The 23,935-nt window shown below is 68.7% G+C and carries 20 protein-coding genes; 7 read left to right on the top strand and 13 right to left on the bottom strand.

What is annotated here, in order from left to right:
- Positions 1 to 78: 78 nt before the first annotated feature.
- Entirely contained in the window at positions 79 to 561 is a 483-nt protein-coding gene (locus tag OG300_RS00560) for a MarR family winged helix-turn-helix transcriptional regulator (RefSeq protein ID WP_405490971.1), read from the bottom strand.
- Positions 562 to 685: 124 nt separating this feature from the next.
- Between OG300_RS00560 and OG300_RS00555 the strand changes: the two genes are divergently transcribed.
- Together OG300_RS00555 and OG300_RS00550 are read left to right on the top strand one after the other, a co-directional pair.
- Positions 686 to 1,525 (top strand): NAD(P)H-binding protein, encoded by an 840-nt coding sequence (locus OG300_RS00555; RefSeq protein WP_405490969.1) that lies wholly within the window; start codon positions 686 to 688, stop codon positions 1,523 to 1,525.
- A gap of 109 nt (positions 1,526 to 1,634) precedes the next feature.
- On the top strand, positions 1,635 to 2,735 hold the full coding sequence (locus OG300_RS00550; protein WP_405490967.1) for a methyltransferase: 1,101 nt from the start codon (positions 1,635 to 1,637) through the stop codon (positions 2,733 to 2,735).
- Between the two features lie 169 nt (positions 2,736 to 2,904).
- On the opposite strand, the gene OG300_RS00545 is transcribed toward OG300_RS00550, so the two are convergent.
- From OG300_RS00545 to rplU, 5 genes are all read right to left on the bottom strand, one after another.
- Positions 2,905 to 3,354 carry a DUF4254 domain-containing protein gene (locus tag OG300_RS00545; protein WP_405490965.1) on the bottom strand — a complete coding sequence of 150 codons (450 nt, stop codon included), beginning with the start codon at positions 3,352 to 3,354 and terminating at the stop codon, positions 2,905 to 2,907.
- 475 nt (positions 3,355 to 3,829) lie between these two features.
- The gene (gene proB / locus OG300_RS00540) at positions 3,830 to 4,951 is read right to left on the bottom strand and encodes a glutamate 5-kinase (protein ID WP_405490963.1); all 1,122 of its coding nucleotides are present in this window, start codon (positions 4,949 to 4,951) and stop codon (positions 3,830 to 3,832) included.
- A gap of 128 nt (positions 4,952 to 5,079) precedes the next feature.
- Positions 5,080 to 6,534: a GTPase ObgE gene (obgE, locus tag OG300_RS00535; RefSeq protein ID WP_405490961.1), complete on the bottom strand. Its 1,455-nt coding sequence runs from the start codon at positions 6,532 to 6,534 to the stop codon at positions 5,080 to 5,082.
- A 158-nt stretch (positions 6,535 to 6,692) separates the two neighbouring features.
- Entirely contained in the window at positions 6,693 to 6,959 is a 267-nt protein-coding gene (gene rpmA, locus OG300_RS00530; RefSeq protein WP_400347954.1) for a 50S ribosomal protein L27, read from the bottom strand.
- A gap of 42 nt (positions 6,960 to 7,001) precedes the next feature.
- A complete protein-coding gene (gene rplU, locus OG300_RS00525) occupies positions 7,002 to 7,313 on the bottom strand; it encodes a 50S ribosomal protein L21 (protein ID WP_036547931.1) in 312 nt (103 codons plus the stop codon).
- 340 nt (positions 7,314 to 7,653) lie between these two features.
- On the opposite strand from rplU, the gene OG300_RS00520 reads away from it, so the two are divergent.
- Positions 7,654 to 8,061: a DUF3224 domain-containing protein gene (locus tag OG300_RS00520; RefSeq protein ID WP_405490958.1), complete on the top strand. Its 408-nt coding sequence runs from the start codon at positions 7,654 to 7,656 to the stop codon at positions 8,059 to 8,061.
- An 83-nt stretch (positions 8,062 to 8,144) separates the two neighbouring features.
- Here the strand turns inward: OG300_RS00520 and OG300_RS00515 are convergent, their stop codons facing one another.
- From OG300_RS00515 to OG300_RS00495, 5 genes are all read right to left on the bottom strand, one after another.
- A complete protein-coding gene (locus OG300_RS00515; protein ID WP_405490956.1) occupies positions 8,145 to 11,375 on the bottom strand; it encodes a translation initiation factor IF-2 N-terminal domain-containing protein in 3,231 nt (1,076 codons plus the stop codon).
- A gap of 560 nt (positions 11,376 to 11,935) precedes the next feature.
- Positions 11,936 to 12,352, bottom strand: a complete 417-nt coding sequence (gene ndk / locus OG300_RS00510; protein WP_405490954.1) for a nucleoside-diphosphate kinase — start codon at positions 12,350 to 12,352, stop codon at positions 11,936 to 11,938.
- 158 nt (positions 12,353 to 12,510) lie between these two features.
- Positions 12,511 to 12,849, bottom strand: a complete 339-nt coding sequence (locus OG300_RS00505) for a DUF4233 domain-containing protein (protein ID WP_405498864.1) — start codon at positions 12,847 to 12,849, stop codon at positions 12,511 to 12,513.
- Between the two features lie 149 nt (positions 12,850 to 12,998).
- Positions 12,999 to 14,369, bottom strand: a complete 1,371-nt coding sequence (locus OG300_RS00500) for a bifunctional folylpolyglutamate synthase/dihydrofolate synthase (protein ID WP_405498863.1) — start codon at positions 14,367 to 14,369, stop codon at positions 12,999 to 13,001.
- A 74-nt stretch (positions 14,370 to 14,443) separates the two neighbouring features.
- The gene (locus tag OG300_RS00495) at positions 14,444 to 17,140 is read right to left on the bottom strand and encodes a valine--tRNA ligase (protein WP_405490952.1); all 2,697 of its coding nucleotides are present in this window, start codon (positions 17,138 to 17,140) and stop codon (positions 14,444 to 14,446) included.
- A 362-nt stretch (positions 17,141 to 17,502) separates the two neighbouring features.
- On the opposite strand from OG300_RS00495, the gene OG300_RS00490 reads away from it, so the two are divergent.
- The gene (locus tag OG300_RS00490) at positions 17,503 to 18,141 is read left to right on the top strand and encodes a class I SAM-dependent methyltransferase (protein ID WP_405490951.1); all 639 of its coding nucleotides are present in this window, start codon (positions 17,503 to 17,505) and stop codon (positions 18,139 to 18,141) included.
- 247 nt (positions 18,142 to 18,388) lie between these two features.
- Entirely contained in the window at positions 18,389 to 18,751 is a 363-nt protein-coding gene (locus tag OG300_RS00485) for a hypothetical protein (RefSeq protein WP_405490949.1), read from the top strand.
- A 59-nt stretch (positions 18,752 to 18,810) separates the two neighbouring features.
- Here the strand turns inward: OG300_RS00485 and OG300_RS00480 are convergent, their stop codons facing one another.
- Together OG300_RS00480 and OG300_RS00475 are read right to left on the bottom strand one after the other, a co-directional pair.
- Complete coding sequence (locus OG300_RS00480) at positions 18,811 to 19,809, bottom strand: diacylglycerol/lipid kinase family protein (protein WP_405490947.1); 999 nt, start codon at positions 19,807 to 19,809, stop codon at positions 18,811 to 18,813.
- A 41-nt stretch (positions 19,810 to 19,850) separates the two neighbouring features.
- Complete coding sequence (locus OG300_RS00475) at positions 19,851 to 21,509, bottom strand: FAD-binding oxidoreductase (protein ID WP_405490945.1); 1,659 nt, start codon at positions 21,507 to 21,509, stop codon at positions 19,851 to 19,853.
- Between the two features lie 20 nt (positions 21,510 to 21,529).
- Here OG300_RS00475 and OG300_RS00470 point away from each other — a divergent pair, with 20 nt between their 5' ends.
- A complete protein-coding gene (locus OG300_RS00470) occupies positions 21,530 to 22,168 on the top strand; it encodes a TetR/AcrR family transcriptional regulator (protein WP_405490943.1) in 639 nt (212 codons plus the stop codon).
- 106 nt (positions 22,169 to 22,274) lie between these two features.
- Positions 22,275 to 23,813 carry a glycerol-3-phosphate dehydrogenase/oxidase gene (locus tag OG300_RS00465; RefSeq protein ID WP_405490941.1) on the top strand — a complete coding sequence of 513 codons (1,539 nt, stop codon included), beginning with the start codon at positions 22,275 to 22,277 and terminating at the stop codon, positions 23,811 to 23,813.
- Positions 23,814 to 23,935 lie beyond the last annotated feature (122 nt).

Genomic DNA, 23,935 nt, shown 5'->3' with positions numbered 1-23,935 from the left:
AACGCCACGCCGGGAGGATGGAAACCTGCGCGGTGACCTTCAGGGCGGGAGCGGCCGCCAGCGAATCCCCTCGACCGATCAGTGATCCGGGGTCGAGGAGCGGCGGAGCTGCTCGCAGGCGTCGACGTAGCGGAGCATGAGGCGGGCGAAGTCGAGGCGGTCGCGCTCGGGCCAGTCGGCGGTGATCTGTTCGTAGGCGCGGCGCTGATGGGCCCGGTAGCGGGTCATCAGTTCCTCACCCTCGGCGCTCAGGCGTAGGACCGCGCGGCGACCGTCCTGCTGGGAGGGGACGCGGACCAGGTAACCGGCCTTGATGTTGTCGGTGACCATGCGGCTGGCGACCGACGGGTCCACGCACAGATGCTCGGCCACGCCACCGACGGTGATCTCCGCGTCGGGATCCTGACTGCGTTCCAGCACCACGTGCAGCACCATGGTGCGGGTCATGTCCTTGGCCGAGAGCGGGTTCTCGACCTCGCGCAGGACGCCGCGACGCAGCTTGCCGAAGGCCGGGCCGACCTGGTTGAGCAGGTCTTCGTCGGTACGGGAGTCCTCGGTCATGGGCATATCGTAGCGAGCCTGCATATGTGTGCACACACGAATATATGTGTTGACTGTCAAATGTGTGCATGACAACATGCATTTATCCAGTTCTCGTGGATTACCCCGAACGGAGAGTTCCCCCATGACCATCCTCGTCACCGGCGCCCGCGGTCAGGTCGGCCGCGCCGTCATCGACCGGCTGCACACCGCCGGACTGCCGGTCCGCGCCGCGACCGCCGATCCCTCGGCCCTCGAGCTGCCCGCCGGGGTCGACCGTGCCGAATGGCGCGACGATCCCGAAACCCTCACCGCCGCACTGAAAGACGTGCGCGAGGTGTTCCTCTACGCCAACCCCGCCACCATCGACGCCATCCTCACCGCAGCCACCCGGGCCGGGGTGGAACACGCGGTGCTGCTGTCATCCGGCGCGGCCGGGCATCCGGGCGCGGCGGAGAACTTCATCGGCAGCCGGCACCTGGTCGTCGAAAACGCGCTCGCCGCTTCGGGTCTCGAGGTCACCGCGCTGCGCCCCGGCGGCTTCGCCAGCAATTCCTTCTCGTGGATCCCGGCCGTCACCTCCGGGCAGCCGATCGAACACCCCTACCCGGAGGCGAGCCAGACCCTGATCCACCCGCTCGACATCGCCGACCTCGCCGTCTCCGCGCTCACCGGCGGCGAACCACGCGGGCGCACAGTCACTCTCAGCGGCCCCGAGGCCGTGAGCTTCCGTGCGCAGGTCACACAGCTGGGCGCTGCGCTCGGGCGGGAGATCCCGCTCGTCACCATCGATCCCGGTCGGGCCCGCGCACAGATGATCCGCACCATGCCGCCCGAAATCGCCGATTCGCTGCTGACCTACTGGGCCGCCTCCCTCGACCATCCGGAGACCATCGACGACACCACGGCGACGCTGCTGGGCGTCCCGGCCCGGACCTACGCGCAGTGGGCCCGCGACAATATCGCCGCCTTCACACCCCACTGATCCGACCGAACAGTTCATTCGTCGCAATACCGAAACCCGCTGCCCAGCGCCACCCACCGCGTACGCTCGAACCATCCCGCAGCCGCCTAGCGATCCTCTGGAGTTCATCATGGCGTCCGCATCACCGAAGATTCCTCCACTGCCCCTGCTGCGTGCGATCGGCCGCTTCCGGGACGGCCTGGCCGCCCTGCACCGGCGCACCACGCCCGGGCACATCGCCCTGCTGGAATTGCAGATGACCGGGTTCCTGAGCCAGGCCATCGGCGCTGCCGCCGAACTCGGCATCGCCGATGCCCTGGCCGAAGGACCAAGGCAGCCGGGCGATCTCGCGCGGGCCATCGGCGTGGACGAGGACGGACTGCGGCGGTTGATGCGGCTGCTGATCAGCTTCGAGATCTTCAAGCAGCGGCGCGACGGGTCCTATCAGCTCAACGGCATCGCACAGGCGCTGCGCAGCGACACCGACGTGTCACTGCGAAATCTGTTCCTGTTCTTCGGATCCGAGTATCACCGCTCGCACTGGACCCACCTCGCCGACGCCGTGCGCACCGGGAAATCCGTCGGGCCCACGCTGGACGGCATGGAATTCTTCGCCTACGCGGCCGAGCACCGTGAGATCGGCGAGGTCTTCGATCGGGCCATGACCAGCATCAGCAGCCTCGCCACCGCTCCGCTGCTGGCCGCCTACGATTTCGGCCGCTACGGCACGATCGTCGACATCGGCGGCGGGCACGGCAGCCTGCTCATCGATATCCTGCACCGCCAGCCCTCCACCCGCGGCATCATTTTCGACCTGCCCGAGGTGGTCAAGGAACTGCCGCAACAACTCTCGAGCTCCGGGCTCACCGGCCGCCTCACCATCGAGACCGGCAGCTTCTTCGAAGCCGTGCCCGCCGGGGGCGACGCCTACATCCTCAAACACATCCTGCACGACTGGTCCGACGAGGCCGCCGGACGCATCCTGCGCAGCGTACGCGCGGCCATGGACGCCGAAACCCGGCTGCTCATCATCGATATCGTCATGCCCGCGCATCGGCGGCCGCATCCGGGCAAGTTCATCGACCTGGAGATGCTGGTCAATACCGAGGGCGGCCGTGAACGCACCCAGGACGAACTGGGAACCCTGCTCTCCCGCAGCGGATTCGTGCTCACCCGGGTGATCCCGACCGCCGCGCCCGACAGCATCATCGAGGCGCACCCCGCCTGGTGACGGCCGCGATTCCCGATGCCGCGCCGCGATCGAACGCCGCGGCCGAACGGGGGTCGGACCCTGCACGATCCCCGTCCGGACGCCGCGACCCGTGCGGTGTGTACGGCGCAACCCACACGCCCGACACGGGCCCATTGACCACCTGGATTCGGCTGTCACGCAACCGGATTCAGGCGGAACGCCGGATATCCTGGCCGACAACCCCTGCGGCCCGGTCGGTCCAGCCGTCCGCCATCTGCGCGAGCAGGAACCAGGCGGCATGCACTTGTTCGTCGGACACCTTCTCCACCGTGCGCAGCAGATACACCGCGCGCACCTGCGCCGCGGCCATCGCATCCACCACGGCACCCAGCGACTCCGCCCGCGCTGCACCCCTCGGCAGCGCCCGGTTGGTCACCCACTCGTCGATGAAGCCCACCAGCCGCGCCCGTAGTTCGTCGATCCCACCGGCGTCGCCGGGGCGTTCGCGGCGGCGCAGATGCAGCTCGGCGAGGGCCCGGGCCCAGCGGGTGACCGGGTGATCGTCGGGCTGGTCACCGATGTGGCCGCAGAAGGCGGCCAGCAGTTCGTGCCAGTCGGGCAGTACCGGGCGGGTCTCGAAACCGAAGTCACGACCCACACCGACCCGCCACAACTGTGTGTTATCAGGTTGCGGTACGTACATACCTTCCTCCACGGCAGTGCGGGCGCACCCGGCGCCGCGGGCGGTTCCTGGACCGCGAGCCCGGCGCGGCAAGGGCGGACCGCGCCGGATCCAGGTAACCGCTATCGGCGAAGGGCACATCTCGATACGGCACCGGGTGCACTACCTAGAATCCTCCGCATCCCGGTCCCGCCCACTGCCCTTCCCCCGCCCTCCGACTGCCCCTCACCCGCCGCGTCCCCCGACACGCCCACCAGCCCCAACCGACCAGTCTCCCCTGTTACTCGCCCTCTGCCCCAACGCAATTCACCCGTGACCACCCACCATCAACAGAATCCCTGAATACCCACCGAATTCGCCGCCGAATCCAGACATTTCCAGCCCGGGCGACAGAAAATCCCACCGCGCCAACATCACTCACCGCACGAGGCAGGTCCGGGGGTGCTGCGGGTCAGAGTTTGACTAGGTCGTCGGCGTGAACCACGGGACGCTGCATGCTGTCGGGGAGGTCCGTGCTGGAGCGACCGCGCATGGTTTCGAGTTCGTCACTGTCATAGGTGGTCACGCCACGGGCGACGAGATGACCGTCGGGGGCGATCAGGTCGATGACGTCGCCGCCGTAGAAATGCCCCTTGATCGCGGTGATGCCCGCGGCCAGCAGCGAGTGGCGGCGTTCCGCGACCGCCAGCACCGCACCCGCGTCCAGATGCACCTCACCGTGCGCGTCGGCGGCGTGCCGGACCCAGAACTTGCGGGCGGACAGGCGAACCGGTCGCGCGGCGAAGGCGGTACCCACCGTCGCGCCGGAGAGGGCGGCGGCGGCATCGGAGGCGGCGGCCAGCAGGACGGGAACGCCCGCGTCGGCGGCCAGGCGGGCGGCCGAGAGCTTCGACGCCATGCCGCCGGTGCCCAGCGCGCCACCCGAACCGGCGATCACGCCGTCGAGGTCGGCGCTGCCGCGGACCTCGGGAATGAAATTCGCGGCGCCCTTGCGCGGGTCACCGTCGTAGAGGCCGTCCACATCCGACAGCAGGATCAGCGCGTCCGCGCCGACCAGGTGTGCCACCAGCGCGGCCAGCCGATCGTTGTCGCCGAAACGGATCTCTTCGGTTGCGACAGTGTCGTTCTCGTTCACCACCGCGATGGCGTGCAGCGAACGCAGCCGGTCGAGCGTGCGCTGGGCATTGCGGTGATGCTCACGACGGCCGAAGTCACCGGCGCTCAACAGCACCTGGCCGACCACCCGGTCGTAGCGGCCGAACGAGGTCCCCCACGCGTGCGCGAGCGCCAGCTGACCGACGCTCGCCGCCGCCTGCTTGGTGGCCAGATCCCTGGGGCGCTTGGACAATCCGAGCGGCGCCATCCCCGCACCGATGGCGCCCGAGGACACCACCACCAGATCCGAACCCGCCCGCATGCGCGCCTCCACCGCGTCGGCCAGTAGATCCAGCCGATCGGTGTCGAGGCCGCCGGCCAGGCTGGTCAGCGCCGAGGACCCGATCTTGACGACCACACTGCGCGCCGAGGCGATCGCGTGACGCGCCGCACTCTGCTGGGCGGCTCCCGAATTCACCTGCACCACACCTCAATTCGCCCGCGATACCGCCGCATCGCCGCACTCGAATCCGATCCTACCGGCGCCACGGCCGCTCCCCCGCGAACGATCGTTCGCACGGGAGCCGACCGCGTTGCGGCACATGACTATTCGTCGTCTCCGTCGATCAGGCCACGACGCGCGCGCGAGGCGTGCTTGCGCTCGGCCGCGCCGATCCGCTCGGTCTGCTCCAGTCGCGGGTCCACGCCACGACGGGTGAGCAACGTCTCGACACCGGCCGAGATCGACGGCTCCCAATCGAAGCAGTAGTCGGCGATGGTGACCGACGCGCCCGGCTGCGCACCCAGCTTGACCAGCTCGTCCTCGACACCGAGGCGCGCCAGCCGGTCGGCCAGGTAGCCCACGGCCTCGTCGTTCTCGAACTGGGTCTGATGCACCCAGCGCTCCGGCCGCTCGCCGATGACGATGAACCCGCCCTCGACCTCCGGATCCGCGATGACACGGAAACCACTGTCGCCCTTGGCGACCGGGCGGATGATCTGCCGCTTCGGCTCCGCCTTCGGATTCGCGGCACGGTAGGCCAGCACCATCTCGGCCAGACCGAAAGTCAACGGGCGCAGGCCCTCCCGGCTCACCGCCGAGATCTTGTACACCGGCCAGCCGCGCTTCTCGAACTCCGGCAGCACGAACTCCGCCAGCTCGTCGGCGTCGGGGATATCGGCCTTGTTGAGAATGACCACGCGCGGGCGATCAGCCAGATCACCCAGACCCGCATCACCCTGCAGCGCAGGCTGATACGCGGCCAACTCGGCCTCCAGCGCATCCACATCGGAGATCGGATCGCGACCCGGCTCCAGCGTCGCGCAGTCCACCACATGGGCGAGCACCGCGCAGCGCTCCAGATGCCGCAGGAAATCCAGACCCAGACCACGACCCTCGCTGGCACCCGGAATCAGACCGGGCACATCGGCGATGGTGAAGGTCGTATCACCGGAAAGCACCACACCGAGATTCGGCACCAGCGTGGTGAACGGGTAGTCCGCGATCTTCGGCTTGGCCGCCGACAGCACCGACACCAGCGACGATTTACCGGCCGACGGGAAGCCCACCAGGCCCACATCCGCCACCGACTTCAGCTCGAGCACCAGATCGCGCTCCTGGCCGTCCTCACCGAGCAGCGCGAAACCGGGAGCCTTGCGCGCCTTCGACACCAGCGCGGCATTGCCCAGCCCGCCGCGACCGCCCTGAGCGGCCACGAACTGGGTGCCCGCACCCATCAGGTCGACGATCACCTCACCGTCGGTACTCATCACGACGGTGCCGTCCGGAACCTTCAGCAGCAGACCCTCGCCCTGCTTGCCATTGCGGTTGCTGCCCTCACCGGGCTTGCCGTTACCGCCCTTGGCATGCGGGTGGAAGTGGAAGTCGAGCAGCGTGTGCACATTCGGGTCGACCTCGAGGATCACATCCCCGCCGTTGCCGCCGTTACCGCCATCGGGTCCACCCAACGGCATGAACTTCTCGCGGCGCACCGAAGCGCACCCGTGCCCTCCCCGGCCCGCACGAACATGCAACTCGACCCGGTCGACGAATTTGGACATATCAGTGATCATCCTCCTTCAGGACTTGTCGACTGTGATCGGTGCTCGGACAAGCAACCGTGTTGAAAACAGAACTGGCTGAAAACACAGAAACGGGCCAGGGTTACGACAACCCTGACCCGCTTCGGAAGTGTGTGGAGAGAACTCCGGTGTGCCGGTCAGGCGTTCACCGGCTCCGGAACCACGATGTTGATGGTCTTGCGGCCACGCTTGGTGCCGAACTTGACCGCACCCGCCTCGAGGGCGAACAGCGTGTCGTCGCCGCCACGGCCGACGTTGACGCCGGGGTGGAAGTGCGTGCCACGCTGGCGAACCAGGATCTCGCCGGCCTTGACGACCTGACCGCCGAAGCGCTTCACACCGAGCCGCTGGGCATTCGAATCGCGACCATTGCGCGAGCTGGATGCACCCTTCTTATGTGCCATTTCTCAAACTCCTCGTGCCGGGGTGACGAACCCCAAGTCGGATTACTTGATGCCGGTGACCTTCAGGACCGTCAGCTTCTGACGGTGGCCCTGACGCTTGTGGTAGCCGGTCTTGTTCTTGAACTTGTGGATCCGGATCTTCGGGCCCTTGGTCTGTTCGACGACCTCGGCGGACACGGAAACCTTCGCCAGCTTGTCAGCATCGGTGGTCAGCTCGGCGCCATCAACTACCAGCACCGGCGACAGCGACACCGAAGTGCCCGGCTCACCCTCGATCTTCTCGACCTTCACCAGGTCACCGACCGCGACCTTGTACTGCTTTCCGCCGGTCTTGACGATCGCGTACGTTGCCATCGGTCGGCTGCCCTTCTCTCTTTACAAGTGCTGGGAAGAGCACTCGTCTCACACGGCTGGCTATCCGACTTCACATCGGAAACCGCCGCAGACTGGTCTGGTGGTATTCTCCGCCGCCTCGGGCCACCCGTTCGAGATCCGAACCGGGACCCGCGCTCTCACAGCACTAATCACAAAAGAGTGCCGTCGCAGGGGGCAGCGACTGGCCAAGACTACAGGACATGCGCGACCCCATCCAAACCGGGGTTATCGGCGTCACCGCGAAGTGCCGCCCGGAGCATCGGACCAGGCTGTCGCATTCTTACAAGATCGCGCGGCCGGTTCGGGAGAAGATTGTCCCATGCGTGCAACCGGAACCTTCAGCGTCAAATCCTTCGTCCCCACCGACGTGACACCCGAACCGGCCATCGCCACCGCGCTGCCGGTCGGGCTGGCCAAGCTGGAGAAGCAGTTCGAGGGCGAGGTCACCGGACGGTCCGCGACCCTGTTCACCTCCGCCTACGACCCGGCCAGCGGGGTCGGCACCTACCTGGCGATGGAGTCGTTCGAGGGGACGCTCAACGGGGTCGCGGGCAGCTTCAACTTCGTGCACTCGGCCACCACCACCGGCGAGGATCGCGGCAACCTGTACTTCCTCATCGTCCCGTCCAGCGGCACCGGCGGACTGGCCGGGATCACCGGCACCGGCGACCTGTCCATCGACGCGGACGGCACCCACCACATGTGGTTCGAATACGAACTGTCCTGATCACTTCACGCTGTCCTGCTTCACGAAAAGGCCGTGGCCCCACCGGAATCCGGTGGGGCCACGGTCGTTGCTGTCCGCGACGGCTAGTTCGCGTCGGCCTCGGGGGCACCCGCGGCCCGGCCCGCCGCACGCCGGCGCGGGCGAGCCCGCGGCGGCACGACGGCCGGAGCCAGATCCTCGAGATCGAGAACCGGAGCCTTCGGCTGATCCGAACTGGAGAGCACGAACACCGCGCCCGCACTGTCGGCGGCCGGAGCGGACGCGGTCCGCGCCACCCGGCGACGGGCCGGACGACGACCCTCCGCGACCGGCTCGGCGGCCTGCGACTCCTCCACCAGCACGGTGGCCTGCGCGGCGGCGGCAGTCGCCTCGCCCGCGACCACCACGTCGGCCGCGGCCGACCGAGCGGTGCCGTTGCTCCGGCCACGGTGCCGGGTCCGGCCGTTCTCGGCCCGAGCCTCGGTGCCGGACTCCACCTTCTCGACCGCGGCGGCGGCCAGGGCGGATTCGGCGGCGGCGTTCTCCGTCAGCGTCTCGACCGAGGCAGCGGCGGCGGCGACATCGGCCTCCGTCGCCGAATCACCCTCGGCCAGCAGCTCGTTCGCGACATCGGCGGCCGCTTCCGCGTCGTCACCCGCCACGTGCGTGGAATCCTCGGCCGCATGCGCGGCCATGGCCATCGCCACCGGATGAGCCCGCTTGATGGCGGCCCGCTCCGACTTCTCCTCGAACTCGTGCTCGTCCGGCTCCTCGGCGACGACCTCGACCGCGGCCGGGGTCTCGGCGGGCGCGTTGCGGTCCTTGCGGCGGCGACGCGAACCCTCGCGACGACCGACACCGTCACCGCTCTCGGCCGGAGCCGACGCCTCGACCGGGTAGTTGTGCACCAGGATGCCGCGACCGTGGCAGTGCTCACACGTGGTGGAGAACGCCTCGACCAGGCCGGTGCCCAGCTTCTTTCGCGTCATCTGGACCAGGCCCAGCGAGGTGACCTCGGAGACCTGATGGCGGGTCCGGTCGCGCCCCAGCGCCTCGGTCAGACGCCGCAGCACCAGATCCCGGTTGGACTCCAGCACCATGTCGATGAAGTCGACGACGATCATGCCGCCGATGTCCCGCAGGCGCATCTGACGGACGATCTCCTCGGCCGCCTCCAGGTTGTTGCGGGTCACCGTCTCCTCGAGGTTGGACCCGCCCGACCCGGTGAACTTGCCGGTGTTGACGTCGATGACCGTCATGGCCTCGGTGCGGTCGATCACCAGGGTGCCGCCCGAGGGCAGCCACACCTTGCGATCGAGCGCCTTGGCCAACTGCTCGTCGATGCGCAGGCTGCCGAACACGTCGACGCCGGTGCCCTCGTAGCGCTCCACCCGGGCCAGCATGTCGGGAGCGACCGTGCGCACATAGTTCTCGACGGTCGTCCAGGCCCGCTCGCCCTCGATGATCAGCTTCGAGAAGTCCTCGTTGAAGAGGTCGCGAACCACCTTGACCAGCAGGTCGGGCTCTTCGTACAGGGTCTTGGGGGCATTGCCGCCGTGCTTGGCCTGCTCCTCGATGGTGCGCCAGGTGGCTTGCAACCGTTCGACATCGCGGGCCAGCTCCGGCTCGGAGACACCCTCCGACGCGGTCCGGATGATGACCCCGGCGTCCTGCGGCACGATGTCGCGCAGAATCTCCTTGAGCCGCTTGCGTTCGGTATCGGGCAGCTTGCGCGAGATACCGGTGGAGGTGCCACCCGGCACGTACACCAGGAAGCGACCGGCCAGGCTGATCTGCGTGGTCAGGCGGGCACCCTTGTGGCCCACCGGATCCTTGGAGACCTGCACCAGCACGGTGTCACCGGGACGCAGCGCCTGCTCGATCTTGCGCTCCTTGCCGCCCAGACCGGCGGCCTCCCAGTTCACCTCGCCCGCGTACAGCACGCCGTTGCGACCCCGGCCGATGTCGACGAACGCCGCCTCCATCGAGGGCAGCACGTTCTGCACCTTGCCCAGGTACACATTGCCGACCATCGAGGCCGAACCGGTGCTGGTCACGAAGTGCTCGACCAGGATGTTGTCCTCGAGCACCGCGACCTGGGTGGTGGAGGTCGGGTGTTCGGCGAAGTGCTTGTCGCGCACCACCATCACCCGGTCCACCGCTTCGCGGCGGGCCAGGAACTCCGACTCGGTCAGGATCGGCGGGCGACGACGACCGGCCTCACGGCCGTCACGGCGACGCTGACGCTTGGCTTCCAGCCGCGTCGAACCGCTGATGCCCTGCACCTCGTCGACATCCTTGGCCGCGGCGGCGGCGCGGCGCTTGCTGCGCGGCTCCCGCTCGTGCACCACGGTGTTCGGCGGATCGTCCTCGGAGTTGGCTTCGGGCTCGTTGTCCTCGCCGCCCTTGCGGCGACGACGGCGGCGACGGCGACGGCTGCTCGAGCCCTCGGGCACGGCGTCGTTGTCGTCCTCGTCGTCGGTGTCGGCGGAGTCGGCCGACTCGTCGTCGGCGGTATCCGACTCGTCGTCGGTGTCGTCGCCCTCGTTCTCGGGCTGTTCGCCACGACCACGGCCACGGCCGCGACGGCCACGACGACGACGACGCGAGGTGCCCTCGCGGTCCGAATCGTCGTTGCCGCGCTGCTCGCCGTCCTGATCGCCGTCCCAGTCACCGTCTTCCACGGTGTCCTCGGGTGCGGGCGCCTCGACGACGGCCTTCGGCTCGGGGGTCGCCTCGACGACGACCGGCTCGGCCTCGACGCGCGGCTTGCGCTCGACGCGGCGCTTGCGGCGGGTCTCCTCGGCGGCGACGGCGTCCGGCGGCAGGAACAGCGGCGCGGCGACGACCGCGGTGGGCTGGTACTGCACCGAATCCTCGACGACCGGAGGCGCCTGGAACTGGAAGGGGCTGGCGAACAGGCTGGTCTGCGGTGCCGTGGACTCAGCGGCAGCGGCGGCCTCGGCCGCTTCGACTTCCTGGGCGGCCAATTCGTCGGCCGCGCGGTCGTCACCGGCCGCGATGGCGGCGTCGACCGTGGTCTCGGCGATCGGGGCGGGCCCGGCCACCGGTTCGGCGGTCTCGACCACGTCGCGCGGCCCGAACGCATCCCGGACAGTCTCGGCGACCGTCCGATCCAGACTCGATTGCGGACTTCTCGCTTGGGCGCCCATCTCGGTGAGGTGGGCCAGGATACGTTTGCTGGTTGTGCCCAGCAGCTTCGCCAGTGCGTGCACTCGGATCCGTTCCGGCAATTGTCCGGCACCCGGGGTGTTCTGAGCGCCCTCCCCTTCACCGGTGCTCTGCGATGCTTCCAGCGGCTCTTGATCGGCCACGAATTCTCCTCGGGGCCCCCGGGCGCGTCCCTCCGAAGAGAATCGCGGCCGACGCGGGGGCTGTCAGTTGGCCTCGCACCCCTCGGGGCGCGAGATCGTAAGTCTTCGCGCCGCGTGGCCCGTTATCGCCGTATTCTCGTCGTTCGGGCTAAAAGGTCACGTGGCGCCTGGTTGGTTGGCTCAACTCCGTGTCACGAGCGTTCATCCAGCGTGCCCGCCCGACGGCCGAGTCTCGGTAGCCGTCGGCGGCAGCGATGATCGTCCGTCGCTCCGCGGTGTCAATTTCGAAAGAGAACATCACCCGCCGCTAATGGCGGGCGTCGATCACTTCCAGAGCCAGTATCCCACACCACGTCGGGGCCCCGTGCCCGCGCGGTCGCGACTGGCTTTCGCGAGTCGTGTACCGGGCGCGGTCACACCCCCTCCCGCACCGGGTGGAGCGGGATCCCGCGAGCTGTGGCGACTCGGCGGGTTTTCGGTGCTCGGCGTAGGAACGCCGGTAGCCTCGCACCCCGCTGCCGGGGCGGCGGGGCACGGAAGACTAGCGGTAAGACCCTCGGTCAGAGGGTGAATTCGGGGAACCAGAGCGAAATCTCACGCTTGGCGGACTCGGGCGAGTCGGAGCCGTGCACGAGGTTGTACTGGGTCTCGAGGGCGTAGTCGCCGCGGATGCTGCCCGGGACGGCCTTCTCGACCGGGTCGGTGCCGCCGGCGATCTGGCGGAAGGCGGGGATGGCGCGCTCACCCTCGAGGACGGCCGCGACGACCGGTCCGGAGGTGATGAATTCGATCAGCGATCCGAAGAACGGACGCTCGGCGTGCTCGGCGTAGTGTTCGGCGGCGAGTTCGGGCGAGACGTTCACGAGCTTCAGCGCCGCGATCTTCAGACCCTTGCGCTCGATGCGGGTGATGATCTCTCCGACGAGGCCACGGGCCACGCCGTCGGGCTTGATGAGTACCAACGTCTGCTCAGTCACAGCGCCACAGTACCGCCTCCCCGGACCTTCAGCGCACGGCCGGGAGCCGTCGGCACTCCCATTCGCGTGCCGGCGGTCAGGACCCGAAACAATTTCGGACGTACCCGACAAGTTACCCCAGTCGCAACGAAATCAGTTGTCGCCTCGGGCAACGTCTTTCAGACGTCCGATACCCGCTGGCTGGGCAGCGTGCCCGCTTCCATGCGTTTCTTCACATCCGCGCGCAGGAACAGGACGAACAGCCAGACGGCCGCGAAGACCACGCCGATCACCAGGATCGAGAGGTGGATGAAACCGCCGAGCAGCAGCGCCACCTGGAGGAGCAGGTTGAAGGGGATGGCCCAGGGGCGGCGCTGCATGCCCGCGCCCAGGAACATGATCAGGGCCAGGCCGACGCAGTAGAGGGTCGACCACCAGTGCAGGCCGCCGCCGACCGCGCTGAGCACCGGCAGGGCGAGCAGCACGGTAATGGCTTCCAGGACAAGAGTTCCGGCCATGACCCCGCGTAGGCCCTTCCAAGGATCGGTCGCGGGCGGCGGCACTTCGGTTGTCGCTTCGTTCTCGCCGCTCACGCCTGCGCCTCGCTGGCGCTCGGCTTCGGCGTGCGCGGTGCGCGCTGTGCCATCGGTTCGCTCGCTGCGCTCGCTCACGCGGGGTCCTTTCCGAACAGGCTGCGGGCCGCACCGGCGGTGACGACCGATCCGGTGATGACAACGCCCGCGCCGGAGACCAATTCGCCGTCCTCACCCTCTTCGGCGAGGGCGATGGCGGTTTCGATGGCGTCGGCGAGGTCGTTGGCCACCGCGACGCGTTCGTCGCCGAAGCGCTGCACCGCGAGGTTGGCCAGGTCGTCGACGGGCAAGGCGCGCGGGGAGCCGTTCTCGGTGACGACGATCTCGTCGAAGATCGGTTCCAGCGCGTCGAGGATGCCGCCCGCGTCCTTGTCACCCAGCACCGCGATCACGCCGACCAGTTTGCGGAAGTCGAATTCGCTGGTCAGGGTGGCGGCCAAAGCCGCTGCGCCGTGCGGATTGTGGGCGGCGTCGAGGAAGATGGTGGGCGCGCTGCGCATGCGCTCCATCCGGCCGGGACTGATGGCGGTGGCGAAAGCCGCACGGACAGCGTCGATATCGAGCTGCCGGTCGGCGCCCGCGCCGAAGAACGCCTCGACCGCGGCCAGTGCCAGCACCGCGTTGCGGGCCTGATGTTCACCGTGCATGGGCAGGAAGATGTCGTCGTAGACGCCGCCGAGCCCCTGCAGTTCCAGCACCTGGCCGCCGACGGCGACGCGGCGCGAGAGCACCCGGAACTCCGAACCTTCGCGTGCGACAGCGGCATCCACCTCGACCGCGCGGCGCAGCAGGACGTCCATGACTTCGGGTTCCTGCTGGGCGATGACGGTGACGGTGTCGCGCGGGACCAGTTCGTCCTCGGGGGCCTTCTTGATGATTCCGGCCTTCTCCCCCGCGATGGAGGTGAGGTCGGGTCCCAGATAGTCGGTGTGGTCCAACCCGATCGGCGTGATGACCGCGACCTGGCCGTCGATGACGTTGGTGGCGTCCCAGCGTCCGCCCATGCCGGTTTCGACGACGGCGACGTCGACGGGCGCTTCGGCGAAGGCCGCGTACGCCATCGCGGTCAGCACCTCGAACTTCGACATTGCCGGTCCGCCCGCGGCTTCGGACTGCTTGTCGATCATCTCGATGAACGGCAGCAGTTCCTTGTACACCTCGACGTAGCGGCCCGGCGTGATGGGCGCGTTGTCGATGGCGATGCGTTCGGTGGCCAGCTGCAGATGCGGGCTGGTGATGCGGCCGGTACGCCGGTGCAGCGCGGTGAGCAGCGAGTCGATCATGCGGGTGACGGAGGTCTTGCCGTTGGTGCCCGCGATGTGGATGGCCGGATAGCTCTGCTGCGGTGAGCCCAGCAGGTCCATCAGGGTGCTGATCCGCGAGAGCGACGGTTCGATCTTGGTTTCCGGCCAGCGCTTGTCGAGTTCGGCCTCGACCAACGCCATTTCGGCGAGGTCGACCGGCGAGGTGCCGATGGGGGTCAGGGGTCCTTCGGCGTACCGGCGTTCGGGTTCGTCGTTCACTTGGCCGCCACCGTCTTCGCGATCTCGGCCAGGCGCGCGGTGATGCGGGTGACGTCGCCCTCGGCGATCTCCTTGCGCGCCTTGATCTTCTCGACCACGGCGTCGGGCGCCTTGGCCAGGAAGGCCTCGTTGCCGAGCTTGGCGTCGGTGCCCGCGAGTTCCTTCTGCGCTGCGGCCAGGTCCTTTTCGAGGCGGCGGCGTTCGGCGTCGAGGTCGACGGTGCCGGAGGTGTCGATCTCGACGGTGACGGTGGCGGTGCTCAACCGGACCTCGAGCGACGCGGTGGCGGCGAACTCGTCGCCGGCGGCGGTCAGCTTGGCCAGGTTGGCGATTCCGGCTTCCTGCGCGAGCAGGTCGGCGGTGTCGATGCCGATGAGCTTGGCCGCGACCTTCTGACTGTCGGCCAGACCCTGGTCGGCGCGGAAGCGGCGGATCTCGGTGATCAGCTTCTGGGTGTCGGAGATGCGCTGTGCCGCGCCGGTATCGGTGCTCGCGCCGGAGACGGTCGGCCAGGACGCGACCACGATGGATTCGCCCTCCGCACCCTCGGTGAGTGCCTGCCACAGGGATTCGGTGACGAACGGGACGGCCGGGTGCAGCAGTCGCAGCACGGCGTCGAGGACGTTGCCGAGCACGATCCGGGTGCTCGCCGCCCGCTCCTCGGTGTCGGAGAACTGCACCTTCGCCAATTCCAGGTACCAGCTGCAGAATTCGTCCCACGCGAAGTGGTAGAGGCCCTCGAGGGCCTTGCTGAACTCGTAACGGTCCAGGGCCGAATCGACTTCGGCGACAACCTCGTCGAGGCGGTCGAGGATCCACAGGTCGGAGTCAGTGAGGGTGTCGCGGGCGGGCAGTCGGCCCGGCTGCGCACCGTTCATGAGCGCGAACTTGGTGGCGTTGAACAGCTTGGTGATGAAGCTGCGCGACGCGGTCACGTGCGGGGTGCCGACCGAGAGGTCGCCGCCGGGCTGCGCGCCGCGGGCGAGGGTGAATCGGGTGGCGTCGGCGCCGTATTCCTCGATCCAGTCCAGCGGGTCGATGCCGTTGCCCTTGGACTTGGACATCTTCTTGCCGTGTTCGTCGCGGATCAGGCCGTGCAGGAACACATCCCGGAACGGCACCTGCCGGGCGTCCTTGCCCGCGGTGAGCACCGGGTCGTCGGCGACGAACATGCCGAACATCATCATCCGGGCGACCCAGAAGAACAGGATGTCGTAGCCGGTGACCAGCACGCTGGTGGGATAGAACTTGGTCAGTTCCGTGGTGGCGTCGGGCCAGCCCATGGTGGAGAACGGCCACAGGCCCGAGGAGAACCAGGTGTCGAGCACGTCGGGGTCCTGCACGTAGCCCTCGGGCGCCTGCTCGTCGGGTCCGACGCAGACGATTTCGCCTTCGGGGCCGTACCAGATCGGGATGCGATGACCCCACCACAGCTGGCGCGAGATGTTCCAGTCGTGCATGTTGTCGACCCACTCGAACCAGCGCGGTTCCTGGCTGGCGGGGTGGATCTTGACGTCGCCGTTGCGGACCGCGTCCCCGGCGGCCTTGGCGATGCCCTCGACCTTCACCCACCACTGCATGGACAGGCGCGGTTCGATGGGTTCGCCGGAGCGCTCCGAGTGGCCGACCTGATGCAGATACGGGAACTTGCGCCCGACCACGCGGCCCTCGGACTCGAGGCGTTCGCGGATCTTCAGACGCGCTTCGAAGCGGTCCATGCCGTCGAATTCGGTTCCGCTGTCGGCGATCTTGCCGGTCTTGTCCATGATGGTCGGCATGGGCAGGTTGTGGCGCAGGCCGAGCTCGAAGTCGTTGGGGTCGTGCGCCGGGGTGATCTTGACCGCGCCGGAACCGAATTCGGGGTCCACGTAGTCGTCGGCGACGATCGGGATCTGCCGTCCGGTGATCGGGTGGTAGAGGGTGGTGCCGACGAGGTGCTTGTAGCGCTCGTCCTCGGGATGCACCGCGACCGCGGTGTCGCCGAGCATGGTCTCGACTCGCGTGGTGGCCACGATCACGTGCGGCTCATCATCGTTGAGCGAGCCGTAGCGCAGGGAGACCAGTTCGCCTTCCACTTCCTTGTGGTCGACCTCGAGGTCGGAGATGCCGGTCTCGAGCACCGGCGACCAGTTGACCAGGCGCTCGGCGCGGTAGATGAGGCCCGCTTCGTAGAGGCGCTTGAAGATGGTCTGCACGGCGCGGGAGAGGCCCTCGTCCATGGTGAAGCGATCGCGGTTCCAGTCGACGCCGTCGCCGAGGCGACGCATCTGACCCTGGATCTGGCCGCCGCTCTCGCGCTTCCAGTCCCAGACCTTGTCGACGAACAGTTCGCGGCCGAAGTCCTCTTTGGTCTTGCCGTCGACGGCGAGCTGCTTCTCCACCACGGTCTGGGTGGCGATGCCCGCGTGGTCCATGCCGGGCAGCCACAGCACCTCGAAGCCCTGCATGCGCTTGCGGCGGGTGAGCAGGTCCATCAGCGTGTGGTCGAGGGCGTGGCCCATGTGCAGGGTGCCGGTGACGTTGGGCGGGGGCAGCACGATCGAGTAGGCGGGCTTCGTACTGGTCGCGTCGGCGGCGAAGTAACCGGCGGCTACCCAGCGCTCGTACAGGTCGGCCTCGACGTCGCTGGGGTTCCAGCTCTTGGGGAGGGCATCGGCACGATTACGTGGGTTCTCAGAGGCTGCGCTGGTCACCGTGTGATTCTAAGGGCTGGGATTATCGCCCCTCGACCGGGTTTTTGCCGAGGTCACCGAGGACGGCGGACGAACCGGGAGCGGACAAGCCGAAGGGCGAGGCATCCGGCGGATGAGGGACACCGGATGCCTCGCCCTCGTGACTCAGCCTACCGCCGTTTTCGCCGGGTCTCGGGTTTCCAAAGGCAATTCTCAGGTTCTGACCCAAATCGGCCAGGGTAGACCACAATTCGTTGCATCCGCGTTGCGTTGCGCGCATTGTTTCCACGCTGTGACACGGGGGCTGCGAGACCATGGACACCGGGGCTGCGAGACCGCCGGATACCCGGTCAGGCGGCGGCTCCGACGGTAGCCTGATGTTCATGAATCCCATCGTCGACCGGGTGATGTCCACCGTTGCCGGGCAGCTGGGCAATCCGCACGGCCTGCTGGGCAAGGGTGTCGCGACCTTCCTCAACCGGGGGAACCGGGCCATGATCGAGGCGGCCGTCGCGGCGGCCGAGGTCGCGGCCGGGGAATCCGTGGCCGATATCGGGTTCGGCGGCGGCATCGGTTTGACGCTGCTGCTGGATCGGGTGGGCACGACGGGCAAGGTGACCGGTGTCGAATTGTCGCGAGACATGCTGGTGCGGGCGCGATCCCAGTTCTTCGACCAGGTGTCGACGGGAAAGCTGCGGGTGGCCGAGGGCTCACTTACCGTGCTGCCGTTGGATATCGGGTCGGTCGATGCCGTGATCACTTGCAACACCGTGTATTTCGAGCCCGCACTGGAGGAGGCGTGTGTGGAGCTGGCACGGGTGCTGCGGTCGAAGGGACGCCTGGTGGTGGGGATCGGCGATCCGGACGCGATGGCGAGAATGCCGTTCACCAAGCACGGTTTCCGGCTGCGCCCGGTCGCCGAGGTGGTGGCGGCGATGGAGGTCGCGGGCCTGTCTGTGGAGCAGCGGGAGCTGCCCATGAAGCCGATTCCGGGCCATCTGCTGATCGGCCGCCCGGAGTAGCGGCGGGTCGGTCTCGCCCCGAAAAGCGGAGGCGGGACCGCCGTCACAATGTCCGATTCGCCCCGCTCGAGGGCCGTGTCGAAGAGCACTCGTAGCCCGTGTCGTGAGCCGGGTCTCATACCCCTTGCCTTCGCTACCTGCGGTGATGTGTTCTGGCTATCCGGCTGGCGCCAGTCGTCTCCAGTTCCACAACACACCGACACAGCTCCCCAGGGATCCTTCGTCCCACGCTGGAAAGCGAGTCATCATGCGTGTTCGAACCTTCGCCTTCGCCGCCCTCGCCGGTTCCGCCTTCGCCGGACTGACATCCCTCGGAACCGCTTCCGCCGCAACCCCGTTCGTGATTCCTGATGCCGCCGCGGTGGGCGTGGAACTGACGCCGGGCGAGACCCAGTCGCTGGCCAGCGGTCCGCTTCCGGCACTGGTGGACCGTTTCGTGCCGTCGTCGTCGGTCACCGTGGGTGTCATGCCCGACTCCAGGCTGCCGCAGGACGACAAATACGTGTACGCGGATGTGAATTCGATCGTCGGCGAGGCCGCGTCCCGCCCGGGCGGCTCGGTGGACGTCGTGATCGATTCGGAAGGGCTTGCCGTACTCCAGTACTGGTGATCCCGGAAACAACTGTGCCCCTTGCCTTCCAGGCAGGGGGCACAGTCATGTATCGAGGGTCAGGGTACGAGCACGTCCAGTGCGCCCGCCTGTGCCCGGAATACTGCGGGCAGCATGCCGACCGGATCGCCGTCCGCGGTGGCGGGCGCGCCCGGAGCGGTGAGCCGGATCTCGGCGGCCCGGTACTGGACCGCTGCCGGATGGTCGATGCGCTTGCCCGAGGACAGCGTGGGCAACAGCCGGATCATGTCCAGCCGCGACATGGCCCCGACCACGGTGAGGTCCAGCAGCCCGTCGTCGATCTCCGCGTCGGGGCAGATGAGCATGCCGCCGCCGTAGGTGCGGGTGTTGCCGACCGCGACCATGCACGCGTCGAGTTCGAGCACGGTGCCGTCCGGATGGTCGGGCGAGCCGGTGAGTTCGATGCGGTACGGGACGGCCAGTTTGCCCGCGAGCTCGAGCAGGGCCGCCAGCGTGTAGCGGATCGGCCCCTTGGGCCAGCGCATCTCGTTGGCGCGCAAGGTGACTCGCGCGTCGAGTCCGGTTCCGGTGACGGTGGCGAACCAGATCGGCCGGGTGGCGTCGAGGGCGGGGTGGGTGGCGTCGGCCCCGGCGCCGAGGACCGGACTGCCCGCACCGGACGACTTGCCGATCGGCTGGGCCGCCACGGTCCCCAGATCGACGGTGCGCGTCTTGCCCGCCAGCACCACGTCCACGGCCGCGGTGGTCTCGTCCGGGATACCGAGTTCGCGGGCGAGGTCGTTGCCGGTGCCACCGGGGACCAGGCCCAACGGAATGCCGGTGCCCACGACGGCCTGCAAGGTGACGCAGACCAGGCCGTCACCACCGGCCGCCACCACGGCGTCGGGGCGGGTGGCGGGGTCGGCGAGGGTCTCCCGCAGCAGGCGTTCGGTGTCGGCGGCGGAGTCCCCGTGCACGACGGTGACCTGGATGCCGCGTGCGGCGAACTGGTCGGCGGCCGCCACCGCGACCTCCGCGCCCTTGCCGTGCCCGGACAAGGGGTTGGTCACCAGGGCGATGGAGCGAATACTTGTCACGCTGTAGTCCTTATCAGCCTCGGGCTATCGGCCGGGTCCGGTCACGGAATCAGCTTGCCGGGGTTGAGGATTCCGGCGGGGTCCACGGCCTGCTTGACCGCGCGCAGCACGCGCACGCCCAGGTCGCCGATCTCGTCGGTCATCCACGGGCGGTGGTCCGCGCCGACGGCGTGGTGGTGGGTGATGGTGCCGCCGGCCGCGACGATGGCGTCACCGGCGGCGCGTTTGGCGATGGCCCACTGAGCGATCGGGTCCTCGGCCTGCTTGCCGACGATGGTGAAGTACAGCGACGCACCGGTCGGGTAGGTGTGCGAGATGTGGCACATGACCAGGGCGGGGGTGCCCTGCGCGGTGAGCGAATCCGTCAGCGCGGCAGTGACCTTCGCCTTGAGGTTGGCGAGATTGGCCCAGGTGGTGGCGGTTTCGAGGGTTTCGCACAGTACGCCGACGTCCAGCAGCGAGTCGCGCAGATACGGGGCGGCGAAGCGGCCGTGTTCCCATTCGCGGGCGGGGGTTTCGCCGAGTGCGGTGCCCCCGGCGGCGGTCAGCAGTGCGGTGGCTTCGGCGCTGCGGGCGGCGACGTGTGCGGCGGTGCCCTCGAAGGTGGTGACGGCCAGACAGCCGCCGACGGCCGCGCCGCCGATGTCTCCGGCGCGTGCCAGGTTGAGGCCGGTTTCGGCTTCGTCGGACAGTCGCATCACGGTGGGTGCGGCCCCGGCCTGGATGACGGTGCGCAGTGCGGTCGCGCCGGTGGCGAAGTCGGGGAAGGACCAGGCCTGGTAGCCGGTGGCCTCCGGGACGGGGTGCACGCGCAGGGTGACGGCGGTGATGATGCCGAGTGTGCCCTCCGAACCCGAGAACAGTTCGCGCAGATCGGGTCCGGCGGCCGAGGCGGGGGCGCGGCCGAGTTCCAGGGTGCCCGCGGGGGTGGCGATGGTGAGGCGCTGGATCATGTCGTCGAAGCGCCCGTATCCGGCCGAGGCCTGCCCGGAGGAGCGGGTGGCCGCGAAGCCGCCGATGGTGGCGTATTCGAAGCTCTGCGGGAAGTGGCCGATCGAAAGACCTTGCCGGGCAAGCAGTTCCTCGGCCTGTGGACCGGACAGACCGGCGCCGAGGGTGGCGGTGCCGCTGATCGGGTCGACCTCGGTGAGGGCGTCGAGGCGGTTGAGGTCCAGGGCGATGACGGTGTCGAAGCCGCCGCGCGCCGGGTCGAGTCCGCCGACGACGCTGGTGCCACCACCGAAGGGCACGACGGCGATGCCCGCTGCCGAACAGTATTCGAGCAGGGCCGCGACCTGGGCGTGGTCGCCGGGGAAGACGACGGCGTCGGGGGCGTCCTGCGGGCCTTCGCTGCGGCGGCGCAGCAGGTCGGGGGTGGATTTGCCGCCGGAGCGCAGCAGCCGGTCGCGGTGGTCGGTCGACACGCGTTCGGCGCCGACCAGCGCGGCGAGTCCGGCTCGGTGTTCGGCGGTGAGCGCCGATGCGGGCAGCGGCACGTCGCCCTCGTCGCGACGGGCCACCGGCTCACCGGAGACTCCGAAAACCTGGGTGAGTAGCCCCCGGATCTGCTCGGACAGTGGTTTGTGTCCGGCCGGGGAGCCCCAGGCGTCCCACACCATACTCGGGCGGGCTTGCGGCCCGCCCGGGTTTGCTACGACGGCACTGTCCGTCGAGGTGGCGGCTGCTTGTGTGTCGACCATGCGTTACAGTCTGTCATAGAATGTCAAGCAGTAACGTCCCTACTCCCCCGGCGGTGGCAATCATGACCTCGACCGAACCGCCCTCCGCCGTGGACCGGGCGATCCTCGACGCGGCCCGCGAGTGCGTGGCCGAGTTCGGCGTGCGCCGCACCACCCTCACCGAGGTGGCGCGCCGGGCCGGAGTCAGCCGCCCGACCGTCTACCGCCGCTGGCCCGACACCGGATCCCTGGTCGCCGACCTACTCGTGCGCGAACTGCGCGATATCGTCGCCGACACCGCACCCAGTACCGGCACCGCCCGGGAACGCCTGGTCGGAGCGATCGTCGGCGGTGGCGCGATGATCCGCCGGAACCCGTTGTTCGCCAAGATCTTCCGCGCCGACACCGACATCATGCTCACCTACGTCTTCGAACGGCTGGGCCGCAACCAGCGCGCGCTGATCACCCTGTTCGCCGATGCCATCCGCGAGGGACAGGGCGACGGGTCGGTGCGCGCCGGGGATCCCGAGCAGATGGCGGCCATGCTGCTGCTCATCGCTCAGTCGGCCGTGCAGTCCGCGAGCACCTTCGCCCCGGTGCTGGACGCCGAGCACCTGGACCTCGAGCTGACCCATGCGCTGCACGGCTACCTCCGGCGCGATCCAGAGGAGGGTCGATGAAAACCCCGACGCTCCACGACTTCCGGCCCGGGACGCCGCCCCTGTCCGCCCCGCGTGCGGCGCGCGCTCTCTTCTCGACTTCGACACGGAATCGAAAGGCCTTCTCATGACCAGCAATTCGCATATCGATCCGTCTTCGCTGAATCGTGCACGGCGGCAACAGGAGCTGCTCGCGCTCGCCGACGGCGCGGCGGTCGACGTGCTGGTGATCGGCGGCGGCATCACCGGTGTCGGGGTCGCCCTGGACGCGGTGTCGCGCGGACTGCGAACGGTGCTGGTGGAGAAGCACGATCTGGCGTTCGGGACCAGCCGGTGGAGTTCCAAGCTGGTGCACGGCGGACTGCGGTATCTGGCCAGCGGCGGGGTCGGCATCGCGCACGAGAGTGCGGTGGAGCGCGACATCCTGCTGACCCGCACCGCGCCGCATCTCACCCGGGCGCTGCCGCAGGTGGTGCCGTTGCTGCCGAATATCGGTGTCGCGCAGAAGCTTCTGGTGCGCACCGGGTTCGTGGCGGGAGACGTGCTGCGGCGGACGGCGGGGACCTCGTCGTCGGTGCTGCCCCGTTCCCGGCGGGTGGCGGCGGCAGAGGCGCTGCGGATGGCTCCGACGGTTCGGCGCGCGGGTCTGCGCGGTGGCCTGGTGGCCTGGGACGGGCAGTTGGTCGACGATGCCCGGCTGGTGGTGGCGATTGCGCGCACGGCGGCCCGGGAGGGGGCCTCGATCCTGACTCGGGTGGAGGCCACCGACGTCACCGGCACCTCGGCCACCCTGCGTGACGGCCTGACCGGCGAAACCTGCTCCGTGACAGCGCGTTCGGTCATCAACGCGACCGGTGTGTGGGCCGATCAGGTGGATCCGAGCATCGAGCTGCGCCCCTCGCGCGGCACCCACCTGGTGTTCGACGCCGCCGCCTTCGGTGGCCTGTCGGCGTCGCTGACGGTGCCGATTCCGGGCAGCACCAGCCGGTTCATCTTCGCCTTCCCCGCCGCGCACAATCGCGTCTACCTGGGTCTCACCGACGAGGAGGCCCCCGGCCCGGTGCCGGATGTTCCGCACGCCACCGACACGGAGATCGACTTCCTCCTCGACACGGTCAACACCGTCCTGCGAGAGCCGTTGACCCGCAATGACATTCGCGGCACCTTCGCGGGCCTGCGCCCGCTGCTGAAGACCGGCGACGACAGCACCGCCGACATCTCCCGCGAACACGCCGTCCTCACCTCCCCCACCGGCGTGATCACCGTGGTCGGCGGGAAACTCACCACCTACCGCCGCATGGCCCAGGACACCGTGGACGCCACCGTCGCCCATGCCGAGCTGTCGGCCTCCCCCTGCCGCACCACGAATCTGCCTTTGGTGGGCGCGGTTTCGGGTGCGGCCCGAGACGCCATCCAGGCACCCACCCGACTGGTGGAGCGCTACGGCAGCGAGGCGAACACCATCCTCGAACTGGTGCGGCAGGACCCCGCGCTGGCCGAGCCGGTCGCCCCCGGAATGGATGTCACCGCAGCCGAATTCGCCTTCGCCATCCAGCACGAGGGCGCTCTCGACGAAGGCGACCTCCTCGACCGCCGCACCCGCATCGGACTGGTGGACACCGACCGCAAGGCAGCCCGACCGGCCGCCGAACGAGCCCTGTCCTGATAGCGACTCCGCAATCGCACAAGTCCGATTCAGCCCGTCTCTGCCGAGAAGCCGCGCTTCGGAGGGCGTCGCCGGCACGAATCCTGGCGATGCGGTCGAAGTTGGCGAAGTACCCACGGGTG

This window comes from Nocardia sp. NBC_00511, assembly GCF_045161165.1.
Lineage (GTDB): Bacteria > Actinomycetota > Actinomycetes > Mycobacteriales > Mycobacteriaceae > Nocardia.
The sequence above is the reverse complement of the archived record's forward strand: the minus strand, read 5'-3'. Positions and strand labels throughout refer to the sequence as shown.

What these genes read in the sequence shown, in the direction of transcription:
- OG300_RS00485 (WP_405490949.1), top strand. Translation starts at nt 18,389, where the DNA reads ATGCGTGTTCGAACCTTCGCCTTCGCCGCCCTCGCCGGTTCCGCCTTC.
- OG300_RS00465 (WP_405490941.1), top strand. Translation starts at nt 22,275, where the DNA reads ATGACCAGCAATTCGCATATCGATCCGTCTTCGCTGAATCGTGCACGG.
- OG300_RS00560 (WP_405490971.1), bottom strand. Translation starts at nt 561, where the DNA reads ATGACCGAGGACTCCCGTACCGACGAAGACCTGCTCAACCAGGTCGGC.
- OG300_RS00475 (WP_405490945.1), bottom strand. Translation starts at nt 21,509, where the DNA reads ATGGTCGACACACAAGCAGCCGCCACCTCGACGGACAGTGCCGTCGTA.
- OG300_RS00490 (WP_405490951.1), top strand. Translation starts at nt 17,503, where the DNA reads ATGAATCCCATCGTCGACCGGGTGATGTCCACCGTTGCCGGGCAGCTG.
- rplU (WP_036547931.1), bottom strand. Translation starts at nt 7,313, where the DNA reads ATGGCAACGTACGCGATCGTCAAGACCGGCGGAAAGCAGTACAAGGTC.
- OG300_RS00520 (WP_405490958.1), top strand. Translation starts at nt 7,654, where the DNA reads ATGCGTGCAACCGGAACCTTCAGCGTCAAATCCTTCGTCCCCACCGAC.
- obgE (WP_405490961.1), bottom strand. Translation starts at nt 6,534, where the DNA reads ATGTCCAAATTCGTCGACCGGGTCGAGTTGCATGTTCGTGCGGGCCGG.
- OG300_RS00505 (WP_405498864.1), bottom strand. Translation starts at nt 12,849, where the DNA reads ATGGCCGGAACTCTTGTCCTGGAAGCCATTACCGTGCTGCTCGCCCTG.
- rpmA (WP_400347954.1), bottom strand. Translation starts at nt 6,959, where the DNA reads ATGGCACATAAGAAGGGTGCATCCAGCTCGCGCAATGGTCGCGATTCG.
- OG300_RS00500 (WP_405498863.1), bottom strand. Translation starts at nt 14,369, where the DNA reads ATGGCGTTGGTCGAGGCCGAACTCGACAAGCGCTGGCCGGAAACCAAG.
- OG300_RS00470 (WP_405490943.1), top strand. Translation starts at nt 21,530, where the DNA reads ATGTCAAGCAGTAACGTCCCTACTCCCCCGGCGGTGGCAATCATGACC.
- OG300_RS00550 (WP_405490967.1), top strand. Translation starts at nt 1,635, where the DNA reads ATGGCGTCCGCATCACCGAAGATTCCTCCACTGCCCCTGCTGCGTGCG.
- OG300_RS00555 (WP_405490969.1), top strand. Translation starts at nt 686, where the DNA reads ATGACCATCCTCGTCACCGGCGCCCGCGGTCAGGTCGGCCGCGCCGTC.